The organism is Streptomyces sp. NPDC046931 (assembly GCF_040644655.1).
Taxonomy (GTDB): domain Bacteria; phylum Actinomycetota; class Actinomycetes; order Streptomycetales; family Streptomycetaceae; genus Streptomyces.
This window is the reverse complement of sequence record NZ_JBEYWX010000007.1, coordinates 65,424-83,607: the sequence shown is the minus strand read 5'-3', so window position 1 is coordinate 83,607 and position 18,184 is coordinate 65,424. Positions and strand designations below refer to the sequence as shown.

The 18,184-nt window shown below is 70.7% G+C and carries 17 protein-coding genes; 12 read left to right on the top strand and 5 right to left on the bottom strand.

Annotated elements, in window-relative coordinates; all coding sequences use genetic code 11:
- The first annotated feature begins 322 nt into the window (after positions 1-322).
- Both aceE and ABZ876_RS15630 read left to right on the top strand, forming a co-directional pair.
- Positions 323-3,070, top strand: coding sequence for a pyruvate dehydrogenase (acetyl-transferring), homodimeric type (gene aceE, locus ABZ876_RS15635; RefSeq protein WP_361780157.1), 2,748 nt, complete (start codon positions 323-325; stop codon positions 3,068-3,070).
- 157 nt (positions 3,071-3,227) lie between these two features.
- Positions 3,228-3,998: a potassium channel family protein gene (locus tag ABZ876_RS15630; RefSeq protein WP_361780154.1), complete on the top strand. Its 771-nt coding sequence runs from the start codon at positions 3,228-3,230 to the stop codon at positions 3,996-3,998.
- Between the two features lie 28 nt (positions 3,999-4,026).
- On the opposite strand, the gene ABZ876_RS15625 is transcribed toward ABZ876_RS15630, so the two are convergent.
- Positions 4,027-4,335 carry a small hydrophobic protein gene (locus ABZ876_RS15625; RefSeq protein ID WP_361780151.1) on the bottom strand — a complete coding sequence of 103 codons (309 nt, stop codon included), beginning with the start codon at positions 4,333-4,335 and terminating at the stop codon, positions 4,027-4,029.
- A 234-nt stretch (positions 4,336-4,569) separates the two neighbouring features.
- Complete coding sequence (locus tag ABZ876_RS15620; protein WP_361780148.1) at positions 4,570-6,198, bottom strand: MFS transporter; 1,629 nt, start codon at positions 6,196-6,198, stop codon at positions 4,570-4,572.
- Between the two features lie 112 nt (positions 6,199-6,310).
- Between ABZ876_RS15620 and ABZ876_RS15615 the strand changes: the two genes are divergently transcribed.
- The 3 genes from ABZ876_RS15615 to ABZ876_RS15605 all read left to right on the top strand — a co-directional run bounded on the left by ABZ876_RS15615 (position 6,311) and on the right by ABZ876_RS15605 (position 9,341).
- On the top strand, positions 6,311-6,952 hold the full coding sequence (locus ABZ876_RS15615; RefSeq protein ID WP_361780145.1) for a TetR family transcriptional regulator: 642 nt from the start codon (positions 6,311-6,313) through the stop codon (positions 6,950-6,952).
- Positions 6,953-7,205: 253 nt separating this feature from the next.
- The gene (locus tag ABZ876_RS15610; RefSeq protein ID WP_361780142.1) at positions 7,206-8,423 is read left to right on the top strand and encodes an alpha/beta hydrolase; all 1,218 of its coding nucleotides are present in this window, start codon (positions 7,206-7,208) and stop codon (positions 8,421-8,423) included.
- A 66-nt stretch (positions 8,424-8,489) separates the two neighbouring features.
- Positions 8,490-9,341, top strand: coding sequence for a DUF4429 domain-containing protein (locus ABZ876_RS15605; RefSeq protein ID WP_361780139.1), 852 nt, complete (start codon positions 8,490-8,492; stop codon positions 9,339-9,341).
- Positions 9,342-9,359: 18 nt separating this feature from the next.
- Here the strand turns inward: ABZ876_RS15605 and ABZ876_RS15600 are convergent, their stop codons facing one another.
- Both ABZ876_RS15600 and ABZ876_RS15595 read right to left on the bottom strand, forming a co-directional pair.
- A complete protein-coding gene (locus ABZ876_RS15600) occupies positions 9,360-10,376 on the bottom strand; it encodes an aldo/keto reductase (protein WP_361780136.1) in 1,017 nt (338 codons plus the stop codon).
- Complete coding sequence (locus ABZ876_RS15595) at positions 10,376-10,849, bottom strand: MerR family transcriptional regulator (protein ID WP_234512869.1); 474 nt, start codon at positions 10,847-10,849, stop codon at positions 10,376-10,378. Before ABZ876_RS15595 ends, ABZ876_RS15600 begins: the two co-directional genes overlap by 1 nt.
- A gap of 96 nt (positions 10,850-10,945) precedes the next feature.
- On the opposite strand from ABZ876_RS15595, the gene ABZ876_RS15590 reads away from it, so the two are divergent.
- Positions 10,946-11,416 carry a GNAT family N-acetyltransferase gene (locus ABZ876_RS15590; protein WP_361780132.1) on the top strand — a complete coding sequence of 157 codons (471 nt, stop codon included), beginning with the start codon at positions 10,946-10,948 and terminating at the stop codon, positions 11,414-11,416.
- A 19-nt stretch (positions 11,417-11,435) separates the two neighbouring features.
- Positions 11,436-12,257: a serine hydrolase domain-containing protein gene (locus tag ABZ876_RS15585; RefSeq protein ID WP_361780129.1), complete on the top strand. Its 822-nt coding sequence runs from the start codon at positions 11,436-11,438 to the stop codon at positions 12,255-12,257.
- An 87-nt stretch (positions 12,258-12,344) separates the two neighbouring features.
- On the opposite strand, the gene ABZ876_RS15580 is transcribed toward ABZ876_RS15585, so the two are convergent.
- A complete protein-coding gene (locus ABZ876_RS15580; protein ID WP_361780126.1) occupies positions 12,345-13,028 on the bottom strand; it encodes a pirin family protein in 684 nt (227 codons plus the stop codon).
- Between the two features lie 69 nt (positions 13,029-13,097).
- Between ABZ876_RS15580 and fasR the strand changes: the two genes are divergently transcribed.
- The 5 genes from fasR (at position 13,098) to fabF (ending at position 18,137) form a co-directional block, all read left to right on the top strand.
- The gene (gene fasR / locus ABZ876_RS15575) at positions 13,098-14,303 is read left to right on the top strand and encodes a fatty acid biosynthesis transcriptional regulator FasR (RefSeq protein WP_361780123.1); all 1,206 of its coding nucleotides are present in this window, start codon (positions 13,098-13,100) and stop codon (positions 14,301-14,303) included.
- Positions 14,304-14,392: 89 nt separating this feature from the next.
- Complete coding sequence (locus tag ABZ876_RS15570) at positions 14,393-15,307, top strand: ACP S-malonyltransferase (protein ID WP_361780121.1); 915 nt, start codon at positions 14,393-14,395, stop codon at positions 15,305-15,307.
- A 16-nt stretch (positions 15,308-15,323) separates the two neighbouring features.
- On the top strand, positions 15,324-16,391 hold the full coding sequence (locus ABZ876_RS15565; RefSeq protein ID WP_361780118.1) for a ketoacyl-ACP synthase III: 1,068 nt from the start codon (positions 15,324-15,326) through the stop codon (positions 16,389-16,391).
- Between the two features lie 104 nt (positions 16,392-16,495).
- On the top strand, positions 16,496-16,744 hold the full coding sequence (locus ABZ876_RS15560; protein ID WP_043440034.1) for an acyl carrier protein: 249 nt from the start codon (positions 16,496-16,498) through the stop codon (positions 16,742-16,744).
- A gap of 121 nt (positions 16,745-16,865) precedes the next feature.
- Complete coding sequence (gene fabF / locus ABZ876_RS15555) at positions 16,866-18,137, top strand: beta-ketoacyl-ACP synthase II (RefSeq protein WP_361780115.1); 1,272 nt, start codon at positions 16,866-16,868, stop codon at positions 18,135-18,137.
- Positions 18,138-18,184 lie beyond the last annotated feature (47 nt).

Genomic DNA, 18,184 nt, shown 5'->3' with positions numbered 1-18,184 from the left:
CGTTCAGACCGCCGAAACGGTGACGATCCTGGCCGTGTCGCCGCAACTCCAGGCACCGTATCGCGCCCTGCGGTGATCTACACCACACCGTTCTGCCCGGTTTGCGCATTCTGGAATCCTCTGCGGGTACGAGACTCGAATGGCTTTGCGGAACAGATCACGACCCGAGCGTATCGTTGCGTTTTGGTCGGGCCCGCCCGTGAAGACCCGTCCGCCGCAGTGGTTACCCCACGGTAGAGATGACGTTTCGCTCGCCCCAGGTACACGATGGGGATCGGCGCAGGCACATGCAGAAGTGGCCCTCTGACAGGTAAGGAACAGCGTGGCTTCCGGATCCGATCGCAATCCGATCATCATTGGCGGCCTTCCGAGTCAGGTTCCTGACTTCGATCCCGAGGAAACCCAGGAGTGGCTCGACTCCCTCGACGCCGCCGTGGACGAGCGTGGCCGTGAGCGGGCCCGCTACCTGATGCTCCGTCTGATCGAGCGGGCCCGCGAGAAGCGCGTGGCCGTGCCCGAGATGCGCAGTACGGACTACGTCAACACCATCCCTACCAAGAGCGAGCCGTTCTTCCCCGGCAACGAGGAGATCGAGCGCAAGATCCTCAATGCCACGCGGTGGAACGCCGCCGTCATGGTCTCCCGGGCCCAGCGGCCCGGGATCGGGGTCGGCGGCCACATCGCCACCTTCGCCTCCTCCGCCTCGCTGTACGACGTGGGCTTCAACCACTTCTTCCGCGGCAAGGACGAGGGCGACGGCGGTGACCAGGTCTTCTTCCAGGGCCATGCCTCGCCGGGCATCTACGCCCGCGCGTATCTGCTGGACCGGCTCAGCGAGCGGCATCTGGACGGGTTCCGCCAGGAGAAGTCCAAGGCGCCGTACGGCCTCTCCAGCTACCCTCACCCGCGCTCGATGCCGGACTTCTGGGAGTTCCCGACGGTCTCCATGGGCCTCGGCCCGATCGGCGCGATCTACCAGGCCCGGATGAACCGCTACATGGAGGCGCGCGGCATCGCGGACACCTCCCGGTCGCATGTGTGGGCCTTCCTCGGCGACGGCGAGATGGACGAGCCGGAGTCACTCGGCCAGCTGACCATCGCCGCCCGCGAGGGCCTGGACAACCTGACCTTCGTGGTCAACTGCAACCTTCAGCGCCTGGACGGCCCGGTGCGCGGCAACGGCAAGATCATCCAAGAGCTGGAGTCGGTCTTCCGGGGTGCCGGCTGGAACGTGATCAAGCTGATCTGGGACCGCACCTGGGACCCGCTGCTCGCGCAGGACCGGGACGGGATCCTGGTCAACAAGATGAACACCACGCCGGACGGCCAGTTCCAGACGTACGCGACGGAGTCCGGCGCCTACATCCGCGACCACTTCTTCGGCGACGACCACCGGCTGCGCGCGATGGTCGAGAACATGACCGACGACCAGATCCTCCACCTGGGCCGTGGCGGTCACGACCACCGCAAGATCTACGCGGCGTTCAAGGCGGCCAAGGAGCACAAGGGCCAGCCGACGGTGATCCTGGCCAAGACGATCAAGGGCTGGACGCTCGGCCCGAACTTCGAGGGCCGCAACGCGACCCACCAGATGAAGAAGCTGACGGTCAACGACCTCAAGCACTTCCGTGACCGTCTGCACCTGCCGATCTCCGACCAGGACCTGGAGTCCGGGCTGCCGCCGTACTACCACCCGGGGCGGGACTCGGAGGAGCTCCAGTACATGCACGACCGGCGCAGGTCGCTCGGCGGGTACGTACCGACGCGCGTCGTGCGGTCCAAGCCGCTGCGGCTGCCGGACGACACGGCGTACGCGGGTGTGAAGAAGGGCTCGGGCCAGCAGTCGATCGCGACGACGATGGCCTTTGTCCGGCTCCTGAAGGACCTCATGAGGGACAAGGAGATCGGCAGACGGTTCGTGCTGATCGCGCCGGACGAGTACCGCACGTTCGGCATGGACTCGTTCTTCCCGACCGCGAAGATCTACAACCCGCTCGGCCAGCAGTACGAGTCGGTCGACCGCGATCTGCTGCTCGCCTACAAGGAGTCGCCCACCGGGCAGATGCTGCACGACGGCATCTCGGAGGCGGGCTGCACGGCCTCGCTGATCGCGGCCGGTTCGGCGTACGCGACACACGGCGAACCGCTGATCCCGGTCTACGTCTTCTACTCGATGTTCGGTTTCCAGCGGACGGGCGACCAGTTCTGGCAGATGGCCGACCAGCTGTCGCGCGGTTTCGCCCTGGGTGCGACCGCCGGCCGTACGACCCTGACCGGCGAGGGGCTCCAGCACGCGGACGGGCACTCACAGCTGCTCGCCTCGACCAACCCGGCGTGCATCGCCTTCGACCCGGCGTACGCGTACGAGATCGCGCACATCGTGCAGGACGGTCTGCGCCGGATGTACGGCAGCTCCGAGGAGCACCCGCACGGCGAGGACGTCTTCTACTACCTCACCGTCTACAACGAGCCGATCCAGCAGCCCGCCGAGCCGGCGAACGTGGACGTCGAGGGCATCCTCAAGGGCGTGCACCGGATCAGCGAGGGCACCTCGGGCGCGGTCCCGGCACAGATCATGGCGTCGGGCGTGGCGGTGCCGTGGGCGCTTCGGGCGCAGCAGATCCTCGCCGAGGAGTGGAACGTCCGGGCGGACGTCTGGTCGGCGACCTCCTGGAACGAGCTGCGGCGCGAGGCAGTGGCCTGCGAGCAGCACAATCTGCTGCACCCCGAGGAGGAGCAGCGGGTTCCGTATGTGACGCGGAAGCTGAGCGGCGCCGAGGGCCCGTTCGTGGCGGTGTCCGACTGGATGCGGTCGGTTCCGGACCAGATCGCGCGCTGGGTGCCGGGGAGCTGCCAGTCCCTGGGCGCGGACGGCTTCGGCTTCGCGGACACGCGCGGTGCGGCCCGCCGCTTCTTCCACATCGACGCCGAGTCGATCGTGGTCGCGGTGCTCACCGAACTGGCCCAGGCGGGCAAGCTGGACCGCTCGGTCCTGAAGCAGGCCATCGACCGCTACCGGCTGCTGGATGTGACGGCGGCCGATCCCGGGGTGGCGGGCGGCGACGCATGAGACCGTGCCTGCCCTGAGCGGCAGTTCAGGGGCGGCCGGGGCGGCGGGGACGAGCGCCCCGGCCGCCCCTGCTCGTTTCCCCGGGCCGCCTCCGCTCGTTCCCCGGTCCGCCCCTGCTCGCTCCCTCACCCCCCTGCTCGTTCCTTACGATGCGGACATGGAGCAGCAATCGCCGCAGGACCGTTGGGAGAGCCACACCCAGCGGCCTTTGCTGGCGCTCGCCGTGGCCTTCGCCGTCGCCTATGCCGTGCCGATCGTGGACAGTGGCGCGAGTCCGGGGCTGACGACCGGGTGCACGGTGGTGGAGTGGGTGGTGTGGGCGGCGTTCGCCACCGACTATCTGATGCGGCTCGCGCTCAGCGGGCGTCGCCGGGAGTTCGTCCGCACCCACTGGCTCGATCTGTGCGCGGTGCTGCTGCCGATCCTCCAGCCGCTGCGGCTGCTGCGGATGGTGGCCACGCTCATACTCGTGGGCCGGCGGGCGCGGATGGCCTCGCAGATCCGGCTGACGACCTATGTCGGCGGGGCGGTGATCGGGCTGCTGATGTTCGGGTCGCTGGCCGTGCTGTCGGTGGAGCGGGACTCGCCGAACGGGAACATCCGGACACTGGGCGACGCGGTGTGGTGGTCGTTCACGACGATGACGACCGTGGGCTACGGGGACCACGCGCCCACCACGGGGCTCGGACGGATGCTGGCGGTGGGGCTGATGCTGTCCGGGATAGCCCTGCTCGGCGTGGTGACCGCCAATATCGCCGCGTGGTTCATCGCGCGCTTCGAGAAGGACGACGTGGAGGAGCGGCGGCAGACGGCGGCGATCGAGGCGCTGACGGAGGAGGTACGGGCGCTGAGGGCCGAGGTCGCCGCGTTGTCGGGAGCGTCCGTGCCGCACCCGCATGCTCATGAGGAAGCGGGCCCCAGGCCGTAGCCGAGGGCCCGCCCGCGCTCCCCGCGGGTCAGAGCAGTCCGTTCCCGGGGGCGGCCAGTCCGGCCAGCCAGATGATCGCCAGGAGCGTGTCGATCACGCCCAGGACGACGGCGACCAGGGCCGGTACCGGCCGGCTGCCCGTCCAGCTGCGGCCCATGGCGAGCCAGCCGCAGACGATCGCGACCGGTCCCAGGATGATGCCGAGGACGAAGAATCCCGCGACCGCACAGATGACTCCGACGATCCCGAGCGTCGCGCGATCCGGCCCGGTCCGAAGCCCCATCCGGCTTCGTGAGCGGGGGTACCTGCGCGTGCTGTGTCCGAAGTTCGCCATCATCAACTCCCGGCCGCTCGTGGTCGCTTCGGGCTCGATGACGCGGGTACCCCCCGTTCCCCCGTTCAGACCTGCTTGCGCGCTGCCCCCCTCCGGCAGCGCGCCGCAGTCCGGCCGTCCTCCGGTCGTACGGCCCTGTCGTACGGAGGACGTGACCCACTGTGACCTGCGGCGCGTGCGGGGCGGGAGGGATCTTTAGCGCGTTCACCCTGATAGGCGAACTTGTCCGGTGCGGCGTCAGATGTGCGCGGCCCCCGCACCCGCCTCCGCGTTCTCGCCCCGCTTGGTGAGCAGCGCGACCAGCACCGCGACGGCGGCGACACCCGCGGCGACCAGACAGGCCAGGCTCATACCGGAGATGAACGTGTCGTGCGCGACGCTCGCGATCTTCGCGGCGATCGGGGCCGGCGTGCCCTTCGGGACCGGCGCGGCACCCTGCTGGACCACCTGGGAAACCTGGTCGAGCTGGGCGGGGGTGAGCGGCGGCAGCTTGGCCGCGGCCCAGTTGCCCGGGAGGTCGGCGTCGACGCGGGAGGCCATCACGGCACCCAGGACGGCGGTGCCGAGGCTGCCGCCGATCTGCATCGCGGCCTGCTGTAGACCGCCGGCCACGCCGGACAGCTCCATCGGCGCGTTGCCCACGATCACCTCGGTGGCACCGACCATCACGGGGGCGAGGCCGAGGCCGAGCAGCGCGAACCAGACGGACATGACGCCGCTGCCGGTGCCCGCCTGAAGCTTCGACATGCCGAACATGGCGACCGCGGTCAGGAGCATGCCGCCGGCCAGCGGGATGCGCGGGCCGGCCTTGGTGATCAGGGCGCCCGCGAGCGGAGAGCCGACGATCATCATGCCGGTCAGGGGCAGCAGGTGCAGGCCCGCGTCGACCGGGCTCATGCCGTGCACGTTCTGGAGGTAGAACGTGACGAAGAACAGACCGCCCATGAAGGCGATCGCCATGAGGACCATCAGGACGACGCCCGCCGACAGCGGCAGCGAGCGGAACAGCGCGAGCGGGATCAGCGGTTCCCTCACCTTCGTCTCCCAGAAGGAGAAGAGGGCGAAGCCCAGCACGGACGCGCCGATGAACAGCCAGGTCCTGCCGTCGCCCCAGCCCCAGGCCGGTGCCTTGATGAGCGCCCAGACCAAACAGAACATGGCGCCCGACAGCAGCGCGATGCCGGGCAGGTCGAAGGAGCGCGGCGCGTTGTCGGCCCGGTGGTCCTTGAGGATCAGCAGGCCGAGGACGAGGGCGAGCGCACCGACCGGCACGTTGACGAAGAAGACGGACTGCCAGCTGACGTGCTGGACGAGCAGGCCGCCGAGGATCGGGCCGCCCGCGGTGGAGGCGCCGATGACCATGCCCCAGATGCCGATCGCCATGTTCAGCTTCTCGGCCGGGAAGGTGGCCCGCAGCAGGCCGAGCGCGGCCGGCATCAGCAGCGCCCCGAACAGGCCCTGGAAAACGCGGAAGGTCACGACGAGGGCGATGCTGTCGGACAGGCCGATGGCGCCGGAGGCGGCGGCGAAGCCGATCACGCCGATCAGGAACGTCTGCCGGTGGCCGAAGCGGTCGCCGAGCTTGCCCGCGGTGATCAGGGTGACCGCGAGGGCGAGGAAGTAGGCGTTGGTGATCCACTGGACGTCGGCGAAGCTGGCGCCTAGGTCCTTGGCGATGGCCGGGTTGGCGATGGCCACGATGGTGCCGTCCAGGGCGACCATCATCACGCCGATGGCGACCGAGACGAGGGTGAACCACGGATGTCCGCGCAGCCCGCGGCCCGGCGCATGATCCGGCGGTGCCGCCGACGTACCGGATGTCTTGTCCCCCGGTCCCGTCGCGTCGACGGTGGTCTGACTAGTCATGTTTTCGAGGTTAGTGACAGCCACTGACAGTTGACAAACCAATTCACAAGTCGGTAACTGTCACGCCATCTGCCGATAGCCCCAACCGGGCGGATGAACAGAAAGAGGACCCATGGACACGGCGTCGCGGCCGGGACTGCGCGAGCGCAAGAAGCAGCGCACCCGGGACGCCCTGCTGCGGGCCGCCCTGGAGCTGTTCAGCACCAAGGGCTACGAGGCCACGACCGTGGACGAGATCGCCGAGGCCGCGGACGTCTCGCAGCGCACCTTCTTCCGGTACTTCGCGGGCAAGGAGGACGCGGTCTTCTTCGTCCAGTCCCTGGCGGAGTCGCACTTCGTCGACGCCGTGCGTGCGCGGCCGCCCCACGAGGCGCCGCTCGAGGCGCTGCGGCAGGCGGTGCTGGAGGGCTGGGACGGCATCGGCCGGGCCGTCGAGGAGATCATCCCCACCGAACTCCATCTGCGCACCTACCGGTTGATCGAGTCGACACCGGTCCTGTTCGCCACCCACCTGCGCCGCTCGGCGGAGTTGGAGGAGGAGATCGCCCACATCATCGCCGAGCGTGAGGGCCTCGACATCGACGCGGATCCGCGCCCGCGCGTCGCGGTGGCCGTGTTCGGCGGGGTGATGCGCGTCACGGAGCGGCTGTGGTGTGCGGGCCGGGAGATCAGCGTGGCCGCGATCCGTGAGCTGACCGCCCGGTATCTCGATGCCGTGGGCCCGGCGCTGGCGGAGAGGTGGCGCGCGGACTGATTCCGCGCTGACCCGGTACCGATCCGGCACTGATCCCGTAAGCGTCAAGTGAATTCCCGTCAGACCGGCGGCGTGCCGCGGCCGATGCGGTGAACGCGCCGTGACAGGCTGCACCAAGTGGCGCGCGTCTCGTCGACACAGCGTGACGGCCATCCTAACCTGCGCCCGATAAGCCCGAATTAATGGGCGCGAAACGTGAGACGCGTCACTCGGCTAACGCGAGACACTCTCGTTCTCCTAGTGTGTCCTTCCAGTGACTTCCTTCGACACCTCCCCGCAACTCAACGTCTGGCGCGCACTGCTCGCGCTGGCCGTGGTCTTCGTGATGCTCGCGACGACCGGCTGGACCGCCGTGCACAGCCGCCCCGGCGCCACGCCCCTCGACGCCTCGCGCGCCGCATGGAAGCACGGCCGGATCGCCGGGCGCGAGCTGCCGGACCCCGAAGCGTCCCCCGCACTGCTGGCCCGCTTCTTCGCCTCGCTCGGCGCCCACCAGCAATCCCGGCTCGCCCACCGCTACCCGCTCGCGGTCGGCAACATGAACGGGGCGCCGGTGCGGCTGCGCTACGAGGCCAACCACATCGCCCTGGACCAGCAACGCAAGGTCGAGCGTGCCCGGATGCACGACGACCGGTTGTCGCCGGTCGGGCAGCGGGAGGCGGGCCGCCTCATGCACCGCTTCGAGGCGCTGATGGCCGGGGGCCGGCAGATCCTCGCCTTCGACCCGGAGGGTTCGGGCCGGGTCGCCGAGGCCCTCGGCGACCTGGACACCGCCCAGCGCGTCTCGGTCGTCGTCCCGGGTGTCGACACCGACCTGCTCACCTTCCAGCGCAGCTACCGTATGTACTCGGCGCCGGTCGGCATGGCCACGTCGCTGTACGCGGCGGAGCGAGCGGCGAGCCCTTCGGCCCGTACGGCCGTCATCGCCTGGGCCGACTACACCTCGCCCGACGGCCTCGGCATGGAGGCGGCGACCGCGATGCGCGCCGAGGAAGGCGCCGTACGGCTCAACGCCCTCCTTCGCGCCCTGCCCGGCCGCGCGCCCGTGCAGCTGTACTGCCACAGCTACGGCTCGGTGGTGTGCGGGGTGGCCGCGCACACCCTGCCGTCACGGGTGTCCGACATCGCCGTGGCGGGCAGCCCCGGCATGCGGTCCGGGAGCGCCGCCGGGCTGCGCACCACAGCCCGGGTGTGGGCGATGCGGGACGCCGACGACTGGATCCAGGACGTTCCGTATCTGGAGGTCGGGGGCCTCGGTCACGGTGCCGACCCGGTCTCCCGGCGATTCGGGGCACGAGTGCTGTCCGCGCAGGGAGCGAAGGGACATGCCGGCTATTTCGAGCCGGGCACCGAAAGCCTGCGCAACTTCGCCTCGATCGGCGTCGGCGCGTACGACACGGTCCGGTGCGCCCACGACATCGACACATGCCGGACGGGTTTGTCCGGCACGGTGGCGGCCGGACGCGCGTAGAAAAACGGGAATTGCGGACTGCCCGGGGAGGCGACGGAGGAGCGCGTGCCGCATACGATGAGCCGCATGGGTGACGTACTGGCCGGATTTCATGCCGTCTGGGAGTTCGAGTCCGACTCCGTGCTCATCCGCTTCGAACGGGGGATACGTACCCCGAAGCTGTTCCAGGCGCTCGGCGAACGCCGGATCCCCCTGGAGGCGATCGCGGGGGTGACGCTGACTCAGGGCAAGCGCGGAACCGTGGTCCTGTACGCGGTGCCGCGGCCCGGCGCCGATCCGCTGATGGAAGCGGCGGCCGGGCAGCTCAAGGAGACCTCGGACCCCTACCGGCTGCTCCTGCCCGCCGACCGCCACACCCTCGCCGAGTACTACGCCGACGAGCTGCGCGCCCTGATCACCGAGGACGGCACCCCGGCCGACCGGTTCCTGGTGGCGCCGCCCCAGGCGCCGCAGCAGTTCAAGGCATACGACGGCAAGGCGTCCTTCGACGGCCGTACGGTCTCCTTCCGCTGGTCCTGGACGGGCGCGTCCTCCGCCAAGTGGAAGGCCGGCGACCAGAGCTTCCCGGTCACCGGCCTCAGCGGGGTCGAGTGGCGCTCACCGGAGGCCCTGGAGGGCCATTTGCGGCTGCTGCGGCGGGACGCGGACGCCGGGCAGCCGGCGCTGCCGGACCAGGACCCTGCCGCCGTGGTCTTCGGCCTCGGGTACGGCCCGGTGCACGAGTCGCTGCCGTTCGCCGCGGCGGTGCTGTCCGCCGTGCGAGCGGCGGGACCCTCCCCGGCCGCCGTGCCCGCGTCGCGCCGGGACCCCGCGGACATCGCCGAGCGGATCCGGCACCTCGGAGAGCTGCACAAGGCGGGACTCGTCACGGACCAGGAGTTCTCCACGAAGAAGGCGGAGCTGCTGGCGGAGCTGTAGCGGCCGCCGGGCACATCCCTACTCCCGGCCCGCCGACGCGAACGTCATGTCCGGGTAACGGTCGCCGGCCACCTTGGCCGCGATCGGTTCCAGGAGCGCCAGTTCCTCCGCGGTCAGCACGATCCGGGTCGCCGCCGCGTTCTCCTCGACGCGCGAGCGCCTGGTCGTGCCCGGGATCGGGACCACCGGGACGCCGTGCACCGCGGCCTGCTGCTGCACCCAGGCCAGCGCGATCTGGGCGAGAGAGACACCGTGCGCCTCGGCGACCGTGCGGATCGGCTCCAGGAGCCGCTGGTTGGCGGCCGCGTTCTCGCCGGTGAAGCGCGGCATCGTACGGCGGAAGTCCTGGTCCGTGAGGTCCGTGCCGGCGTTGGAGAAGGAGCCGGTGAGGAAGCCGCGGCCCAGCGGCGAGTACGGCACCAGGGCCACGCCCAGCTCTCCGGCGGCCGGCACCACGTTCGCCTCGATGTCCCGGCTGAACAGGGACCACTCCGACTGCACGGCGGCGATCGGGTGAACGGCCCGGGCCGCGCGCAGCTCACCGGCCGTGACCTCGCTCAGCCCGAGGTGCCTCACCTTGCCCTCGCGCACCAGCTCCGCCATGGCGCCGACGGTCTCCTCGATCGGCACGTTCACATCACGGCGGTGCATGTAGTAGAGGTCGATCACGTCGACGTCCAGGCGCTTCAGACTCGCCTCGACGCAACTGCGGATGTAGGGCTGGTCGTTGCGGATGACCCTCTTCATGGGGTCGTCCGGCGGGGTGGAGATCGCGAACTTGGTCGCGATGACGACCTCGTCCCGGTGCGCCTTGAAGAACGGCGACAGAAACCTCTCGTTCTCCCCGGCACCGTAGGCGTCGGCGGTGTCGTAGAGCGTGACGCCCAGTTCCAGCGCCCGCTCCAGGGTGGCGCGCGCCTCCTCGGCGTCCGAGGGGCCGTACGCCCAGCTCATCCCCATGCAGCCGAGGCCCTGCACGCCCACCTCGGGGCCGTCGCCGCCGAGTCGTGCCTTTGCGATCCTGCTGTCGGTCATCAGCGCCTCTCCGACGCCGGGGCGCGCCCGGCGTCCGCGTAGAAATCGATCTTGCGGTTGAGCACCGCGAGTGTGTCCTTGAGCTCCGCGATCCGGGCCAGCACGTCCCGGCGGGTCGCCTCCAGGAGGTCGTAGCGCTCGGCGTAGGTGTGGTCTCCGGCGCGCACCAGTTCGGCGTAGCGCACCATGTCGGCGACGGGCATCCCGGTGAGCCTGAGCTTGCCGACGAGGTCGAGCCAGTCGAGGTCGGCGTTGCAGTAGCGGCGCTGTCCGGTGTGGGAGCGGTCGATGTGGGGCATCAGTCCGATCCGCTCGTACCAGCGCAGGGTGTGCGCGGTGAGGCCGGTGAAGGCGACGACCTCGCTGATCGTGTAGCTGTCCTGTCCGTCGGGACGGGGGTGCCGCTCGGGCGGTACGGAGCAGACGTCGGTCCCGTTTTCGGCCGCCTCGGCCAAGGTCTCCATCACCGTCATGACCTCCACGCTAGAACGCTGGAGTGCACTCCAAGCAAGCGGAATCCGGGGAAATCAGGGAGACCCGGGTGGGCCTGCGTGACTAGCGTGCGCGTCATGAGTCTCGTACGCCGGGCGGTGCCCGGGGATGCCGAAGAAGTGCTGCGACTGCGCCAGGTGATGCTGGACTCCGTCTTCGACGCCGGTTCCTCCACACGGTGGCACGCGGAATCCCTGACGACCCTGCGCCGTCGCCTCGCCGACCCGGACGGCGGCTTCGCGGCGTTCGTGACCGACCATCCCGAACGGCCGGGGGCGCTCGCCGCACTCGCGGTGGGCACGGTCGAGTACCGGATCGGCCGGGCGGGCAACCCGCACGGCCGGGTGGGCCATGTCTTCAGCGTCGCCACCGATCCGGACGCACGCCGCCGGGGCCACGCCCGCGCCTGTATGGAGACGCTGCTGGACTGGTTCCGCGAGCAGGACGTCCGGCAGGTCGATCTGAACGCGTCCGCCCAGGCCGAGCCGCTGTACGCGTCGCTGGGCTTCGTCCGCAAGCCGGACCCCTCGATGCGGCTGGAGCTGTGAGCCGCATAGGCTCGTGCCCATGTCCCTGGAGAGCCTGGCGCTGATCGAGAACTGGCCCGTCCCCACCGCCGCCGCGGCGGTCGTCCGCGCGGACGGCACCGTGCTCGGCACGCACGGACCGTCCGACCACCGCTTCCCGCTGGCCTCGGTGACCAAGCCGCTCGCCGCCTACGCGGTGCTCGTCGCGTACGAGGAGGGGGCCGTCGAACTGGACGAGCCAGCCGGGCCGTCCGACTCCACGGTGCGTCACCTCCTCGCCCACACCTCCGGGCTGGCGTTCGACGAGCACCGGGTCACCTCGGCGCCGGGGGATCGGCGGCTGTACTCGAACGCCGGGTTCGAGGTGCTGGGCGACCATGTGGCCAAGGCGACGGACATCCCCTTCGCCGAGTACGCCCGGCAGGCGGTCCTCCAGCCGCTGGGCATGGCATCGACGAGCCTGGACGGCTCCCCCGCCAAGGACGGCGTCTCGACGGTCGCCGATCTCGTGCGCTTCGCCGCCGAGGTCCAGGCGCCCCGGCTGCTGGATCCCCGCACGGTCGCCGAGGCGATGACCGTGCAGTACCCGGGCACCAAAGGCGTCCTGCCGGGCTACGGGCACCAGAACCCGAACGACTGGGGCCTCGGCTTCGAGATCCGCGACTCCAAGACGCCGCACTGGACGGGGACTTCGTCCTCGCCCAGGACCTTCGGCCACTTCGGGCAGTCGGGCACGTTCCTGTGGATCGACCCCGACGCGGGCGTGGCGTGCGTCGCACTGACGGACCGGGCGTTCGGGCCGTGGGCGATCGACGCGTGGACGCCGTTCACGGACGCGGTACTGGCGGAGGTACGGGGCTGAGGAGCCGCCGGGGCCCTCCGCCCCGGAGCCGCCCGGGCTCTCCGGGACCGGTCGGCGCATCCCTCCGACCGCCCGGTTCCACCACGGTCATCCCGCCATCTCCCACACCAGCAGCTCCGCCCCCGCCGACGCCCCCACCGCCTCCAGGTGCTTCGCACCCGTGATCCGGGCCGAGTCCCCCGGGCCGAGCTCCTGACCGCCCAGCCGTACGGCGCCGCGTACGACGTGCACATACGCATACGCCGCGTCCGGTACCGCCGTGCGCTCCCCCGCCGCCAGCCGGCGGACATGGAGCATCGCGCCCGCCTCGGGGACCGCGTAGGGCGTGGAGTCCGCGATGCCGCGGACCACCTCGTAGACGGGGTCGCCGCCGGGCTCCCGGGGGGCCAGCCACATCTGCACGAAGGCCAGGGGGGCGCCGGCGTCGTTGCGCTCCACGTGCCGGACACCGCCCGCCGCGCTCAGCCGCTGCACGTCGCCGGGGCGGATCACCGTCGCGTGGCCCGTCGAGTCGCGGTGGGTCAGCTCCCCCTCCACCACCCATGTGACGATCTCCGTGTGGCTGTGCGGGTGCTCGTCGAAGCCGGCGCCCGGTGCCAGCCGCTCCTCGTTGCACGCGATCACGGCGCCGAACCGGAGGTTGTCCGGGTCGTAGTGCGGGCCGAAGCTGAAGGCGTGCAGGGACTCGATCCCGGCGGCCGGGTCCCCTCCGCGGTAGCGCTCACCGGCGCGCCGAACGTCCATCACAGCCTCCACCGTAGCCCCGCTCATGCCCCGCTCCTGCCGTGCTCCGGGACCCGCCGCCCCACGGCCCCGTCCCGATAAGGCAGTCTTGTCCCCGTGCCCGAACCCGAAGCCATCCACCCCGAGCCCGCAGCGCACTCCGTCCATCCGCACTCCGCGACCCTGAAGCGGCTGGAGAAATCGTCCGGAAGCCTCGCCGCGCAGGCCATCGCACGCATGGACGAGACGCTCCCGTGGTACCGGGCTATGCCACCGGAGAACCGCTCCTGGATCGGTCTGGTGGCCCAGGCGGGTATCGCCGCGTTCACCGAGTGGTTCCGGCACCCGGACGCCCCGCAGGCCATCTCCACCGATGTCTTCGGAACCGCGCCGCGCGAGCTGACCCGGGCCATCACCCTGCGGCAGACCGTGGAGATGGTGCGGACGACCATCGAGGTCATGGAGTCCGCCATCGACGAGGTGGCCGCTCCCGGCGACGAGTCCGTGCTGCGCGAGGCGCTCCTCGTCTACGCCCGGGAGATCGCCTTCGCCACCGCCCAGGTCTACGCCCAGGCCGCCGAGGCACGCGGTGCCTGGGACGCCCGGCTGGAGTCACTCGTGGTCAACGCCGTGCTCAGCGGGGAGGCCGACGAGGGCGCCGTCAGCCGGGCCGCCGCGCTCGGCTGGAACTCGCCCGAGCATGTGTGCGTGGTGCTGGGCACGGCACCCGACGGTGACAGTGAGTTGACGGTCGAGGCCATCCGGCGGGCCGCCCGGCACGCCAAGCTCCAGGTGCTCACGGGCGTGCTCGGGGACCGGCTCGTCGTGGTCGCGGGCGGCAACGACAATCCGCTCGCCGTCGCCAAATCGCTCATCGGCCCGTTCGCCGCCGGGCCCGTCGTCGCCGGGCCGATCATGCCCGACCTGCTGGCCGCGACCCGGTCCGCGCAGGCCGCGGCGGCGGGCCTGAAGGCGTGTTCCGCCTGGCAGGACGCACCGCGCCCGGTGCTGGCCGACGATCTGCTGCCGGAGCGCGCGATCGCCGGTGATCCGAACGCGCGCGAGCAGCTGGTGGAGGAGATCTACAGACCACTGGAGGAGGCGGGATCCGCGCTCCTGGAGACCCTGAGCGTGTATCTGGAGCAGGCGTCCAGTCTCGAGGGTGCCGCCCGCATGCTTTTCGTTCACCCGAACACCGTGCGCTACCGGCTCCGACGTGTGACTGACGTCACTGGATGGTCGCCTTCTGATGTACGCTCCGCGTTCACGTTGCGGATCGCGCTGATCCTTGGGCGTCTGGCCGAGGGAGATCCCCAGACCTAGCCTTTTGTCGGGGGCCCACAAAACCCCCTGCTGTTCTTCGTCCTTGTCCCCACGGGCGGCCCCGGCCGTCCCCAAGAGAGAGTGTGAGAGTGCTCGTACTCGTCGCTCCCGGCCAGGGCGCCCAGACGCCCGGCTTCCTGACTCCCTGGCTCGACCTTCCCGGCGCCGCCGACCGCGTCGCGGCATGGTCGGAGGCCATCGGGCTCGACCTCGCCCACTACGGCACGCAGGCCGACGCCGACGCCATCCGCGACACCGCCGTCGCCCAGCCGCTGCTGGTCGCCGCGGGTCTGCTGTCTGCCGCGGCACTGGGTGACATCACCCCGGGCGCCGTCGCCGGGCACAGCGTCGGTGAGATCACCGCGGCCAGCTTCGCGGGCGTCCTCGACGACACGGCCGCGCTGATGCTCGTCCGCAAGCGGGGCCTGGCCATGGCCGAGGCCGCCGCCATCACCCCGACGGGCATGTCGGCCCTGCTCGGCGGCGAACCCTCGACGACGCTCCCGCACCTGGAGAAGCTGGGCCTGACCCCGGCGAATGTGAACGGCGCCGGGCAGATCGTCGCCGCCGGCACCCAGGAGCAGCTCGCCGCGCTGGCGGACGACAAGCCCGAGGGCGTGCGCCGTGTGGTGCCGCTGAAGGTGGCCGGCGCGTTCCACACCCACCACATGGCGCCCGCGGTGGACCGCCTCGCGGAGGCGGCCGAAGCGCTCACGCCCGCCGACCCGCGGGTCACGTATGTCTCGAACAAGGACGGTGAGACCGTCGCCACCGGTGCCGAGGTCCTTCAGCGGCTGATCGGCCAGGTCGCCAATCCGGTCCGCTGGGACCTGTGCATGGAGACCTTCCAGAAGCTGGGCGTCACGGCACTGATCGAGGTGTGCCCCGGCGGCACCCTCACGGGCATCGCCAAGCGCGCCCTGCCGGGTGTCCAGCTCCTGGCCCTGAAGACCCCCGACGACCTCGACGCCGCTCGCGCCCTCGTCGCCGAGCACAGCGCCTGATTAGGAGCCCGAGAGCATGTCGAAGATCAAGGCACGCAAGGGTGCTCCGTACGCGCGCATTCTCGGGGTCGGCGGCTACCGTCCGGTCCGGGTGGTGCCCAACGAGGTGATCCTGGAGAAGATCGACTCGTCCGACGAGTGGATCCGCTCCCGCTCGGGCATCGAGACCCGGCACTGGGCGAACGACGAGGAGACCGTCGCCGCGATGTCCGTCGAGGCGGCGGGCAAGGCGATCGCCGACGCGGGGATCACCGCCGAGCGGATCGGCGCGGTCGTCGTCTCCACCGTCTCGCACTTCAGCCAGACCCCGGCCATCGCCACCGAGATCGCCGACAAGCTCGGCACGGACAAGGCGGCCGCCTTCGACATCTCGGCCGGCTGCGCGGGCTTCGGCTACGGCCTCACGCTCGCCAAGGGCATGATCGTCGAGGGATCCGCCGAGTACGTCCTCGTCATCGGCGTGGAGCGGCTGTCCGACCTGACGGACCTGGAGGACCGGGCCACCGCCTTCCTGTTCGGCGACGGTGCGGGCGCGGTCGTCGTCGGCCCCTCCGAGGAGCCGCACATCGGCCCCACCGTGTGGGGCTCGGAGGGCGACAAGTCCGAGACGATCAAGCAGACCGTGCCGTGGAACGACTTCCTCCCCCACTCTCGACTTCGCTCGAGCGGGGGCGCCCCCACGGGCGACGTCTCCAAGCTCCCGGTCGACAGCGAGGGCAACGTCAAGTTCCCCGCGATCACGCAGGAGGGCCAGGCGGTGTTCCGCTGGGCCGTGTTCGAGATGGCGAAGGTCGCCCAGCAGGCGCTGGACGCGGCCGGAATCACCGCGGACGACCTGGACGTCTTCATCCCGCACCAGGCCAACGTGCGGATCATCGACTCGATGGTGAAGACTCTCAAGCTGCCGGAGCACGTGACGGTCGCGCGTGACGTGCGCACCACCGGCAACACCTCGGCCGCCTCGATCCCGCTCGCGATGGAGCGGCTCCTGGCGACCGGCGAGGCGAAGAGCGGCGACACCGCGCTCGTCATCGGCTTCGGGGCGGGTCTCGTGTACGCCGCGACGGTCGTTACCCTCCCCTAGGCACTCCGTGCCGGATCATCCGGTCCGGTACGGGACCTGCAAACACCTGCCGCTGACGCGGCGGGCGCCACACCCTCACGGATATCTACGAAGGAGCGCCTGACATGGCCGCCACTCAGGAAGAGATCGTCGCCGGTCTCGCCGAGATCGTGAACGAGATCGCCGGGATCCCCACCGAGGACGTCCAGCTGGACAAGTCCTTCACCGACGACCTGGACGTCGACTCGCTGTCCATGGTCGAGGTCGTCGTCGCCGCCGAGGAGCGCTTCGACGTCAAGATTCCGGACGACGACGTGAAGAACCTCAAGACCGTCGGCGACGCTGCCGAGTACATCCTCAAGCACCAGGCCTGATCGACCGATCACCTGGGCAGACTGCCCAGCGCCGGGCCGGCGGCCCGGTGACTCGGGCCGTTGCCCCGCCACCCGGCGGTGGCGCCGCTTAATCCTCGTATCCGTTGGAGAAAGAATTCCCGTGAGCTCGACCAATCGCACCGTGGTCGTCACCGGTATCGGCGCAACCACACCGCTGGGTGGCGACGCGGCCTCTACCTGGGAGGGCCTGATCGCCGGCAAGTCCGGTGTCCGCCCCCTGGAGCAGGACTGGGCCGCCGAGCAGGCGGTCCGTATCGCCGCACAGATCGCCGTGGAGCCGTCGGAGGTCATCCCCCGGCCGCAGGCCCGCCGTCTGGACCGCTCCGCGCAGTTCGCGCTGATCGCGGCCAAGGAAGCCTGGGCGGACGCCGGCTTCACCGACAAGGCGGGCGAGGGTGCGGATGTCGACCCCGACCGTCTCGGCGCGGTCATCGCGTCCGGCATCGGCGGTGTGACGACCCTGCTCGACCAGTACGACGTACTCAAGGAGAAGGGCGTCCGCCGCGTCTCCCCGCACACGGTGCCGATGCTGATGCCGAACGGCCCGTCCGCCAACGTGGGTCTGCTCGTCGGCGCCCGCGCCGGTGTGCACACCCCGGTCTCCGCCTGCGCGTCGGGCGCCGAGGCCATCGGCTATGCCATCGAGATGATCCGCACCGGCCGCGCCGACGTCGTCGTCGCCGGTGGCACGGAGGCGGCCATCCACCCGCTGCCGATCGCCGCGTTCGGCAACATGATGGCGATGTCCAAGAACAACGACGACCCGCAGGGCGCCTCGCGTCCCTACGACGTCGACCGTGACGGCTTCGTCCTCGGCGAGGGCGCGGGCGTCCTGGTCCTGGAGTCGGCCGAGCACGCCGCCAGGCGCGGCGCCCGCGTCTATGCGGAGGCGGTCGGCCAGGGCATCTCCGCCGACGCCCACGACATCGTGCAGCCGGAGCCCGAGGGCCGCGGCATCTCGCACGCCCTCCAGAACCTGCTGGACCACAGCGACCTGGACCCGGCGGAGATCGTGCACGTGAACGCGCACGCCACCTCCACCCCGGCCGGTGACATCGCCGAGCTGAAGGCGCTGCGCAAGGTCTTCGGCGACGACACCGACCACATGGCGGTCTCCGCCACCAAGTCGATGACCGGCCATCTGCTCGGCGGCGCGGGCGGTGTGGAGTCGGTGGCGACCATCCTCGCGCTGTACCACCGGGTCGCCCCGCCGACGATCAACGTGGAGAACATCGACCCGGAGGCCGAGGCCAACGCGGACGTCGTCCGCGGCGAGGCCCGCAAGCTGCCGGTCGAGGGCCGCATCGCCGCGCTGAACGACTCGTTCGGCTTCGGCGGCCACAACGTGGTCCTGGCGTTCCGCACGGTCTGATCCGGGCCGTCCCCGTCGCCCGTGCGAAGGGCCCCCGCCGACTCGGT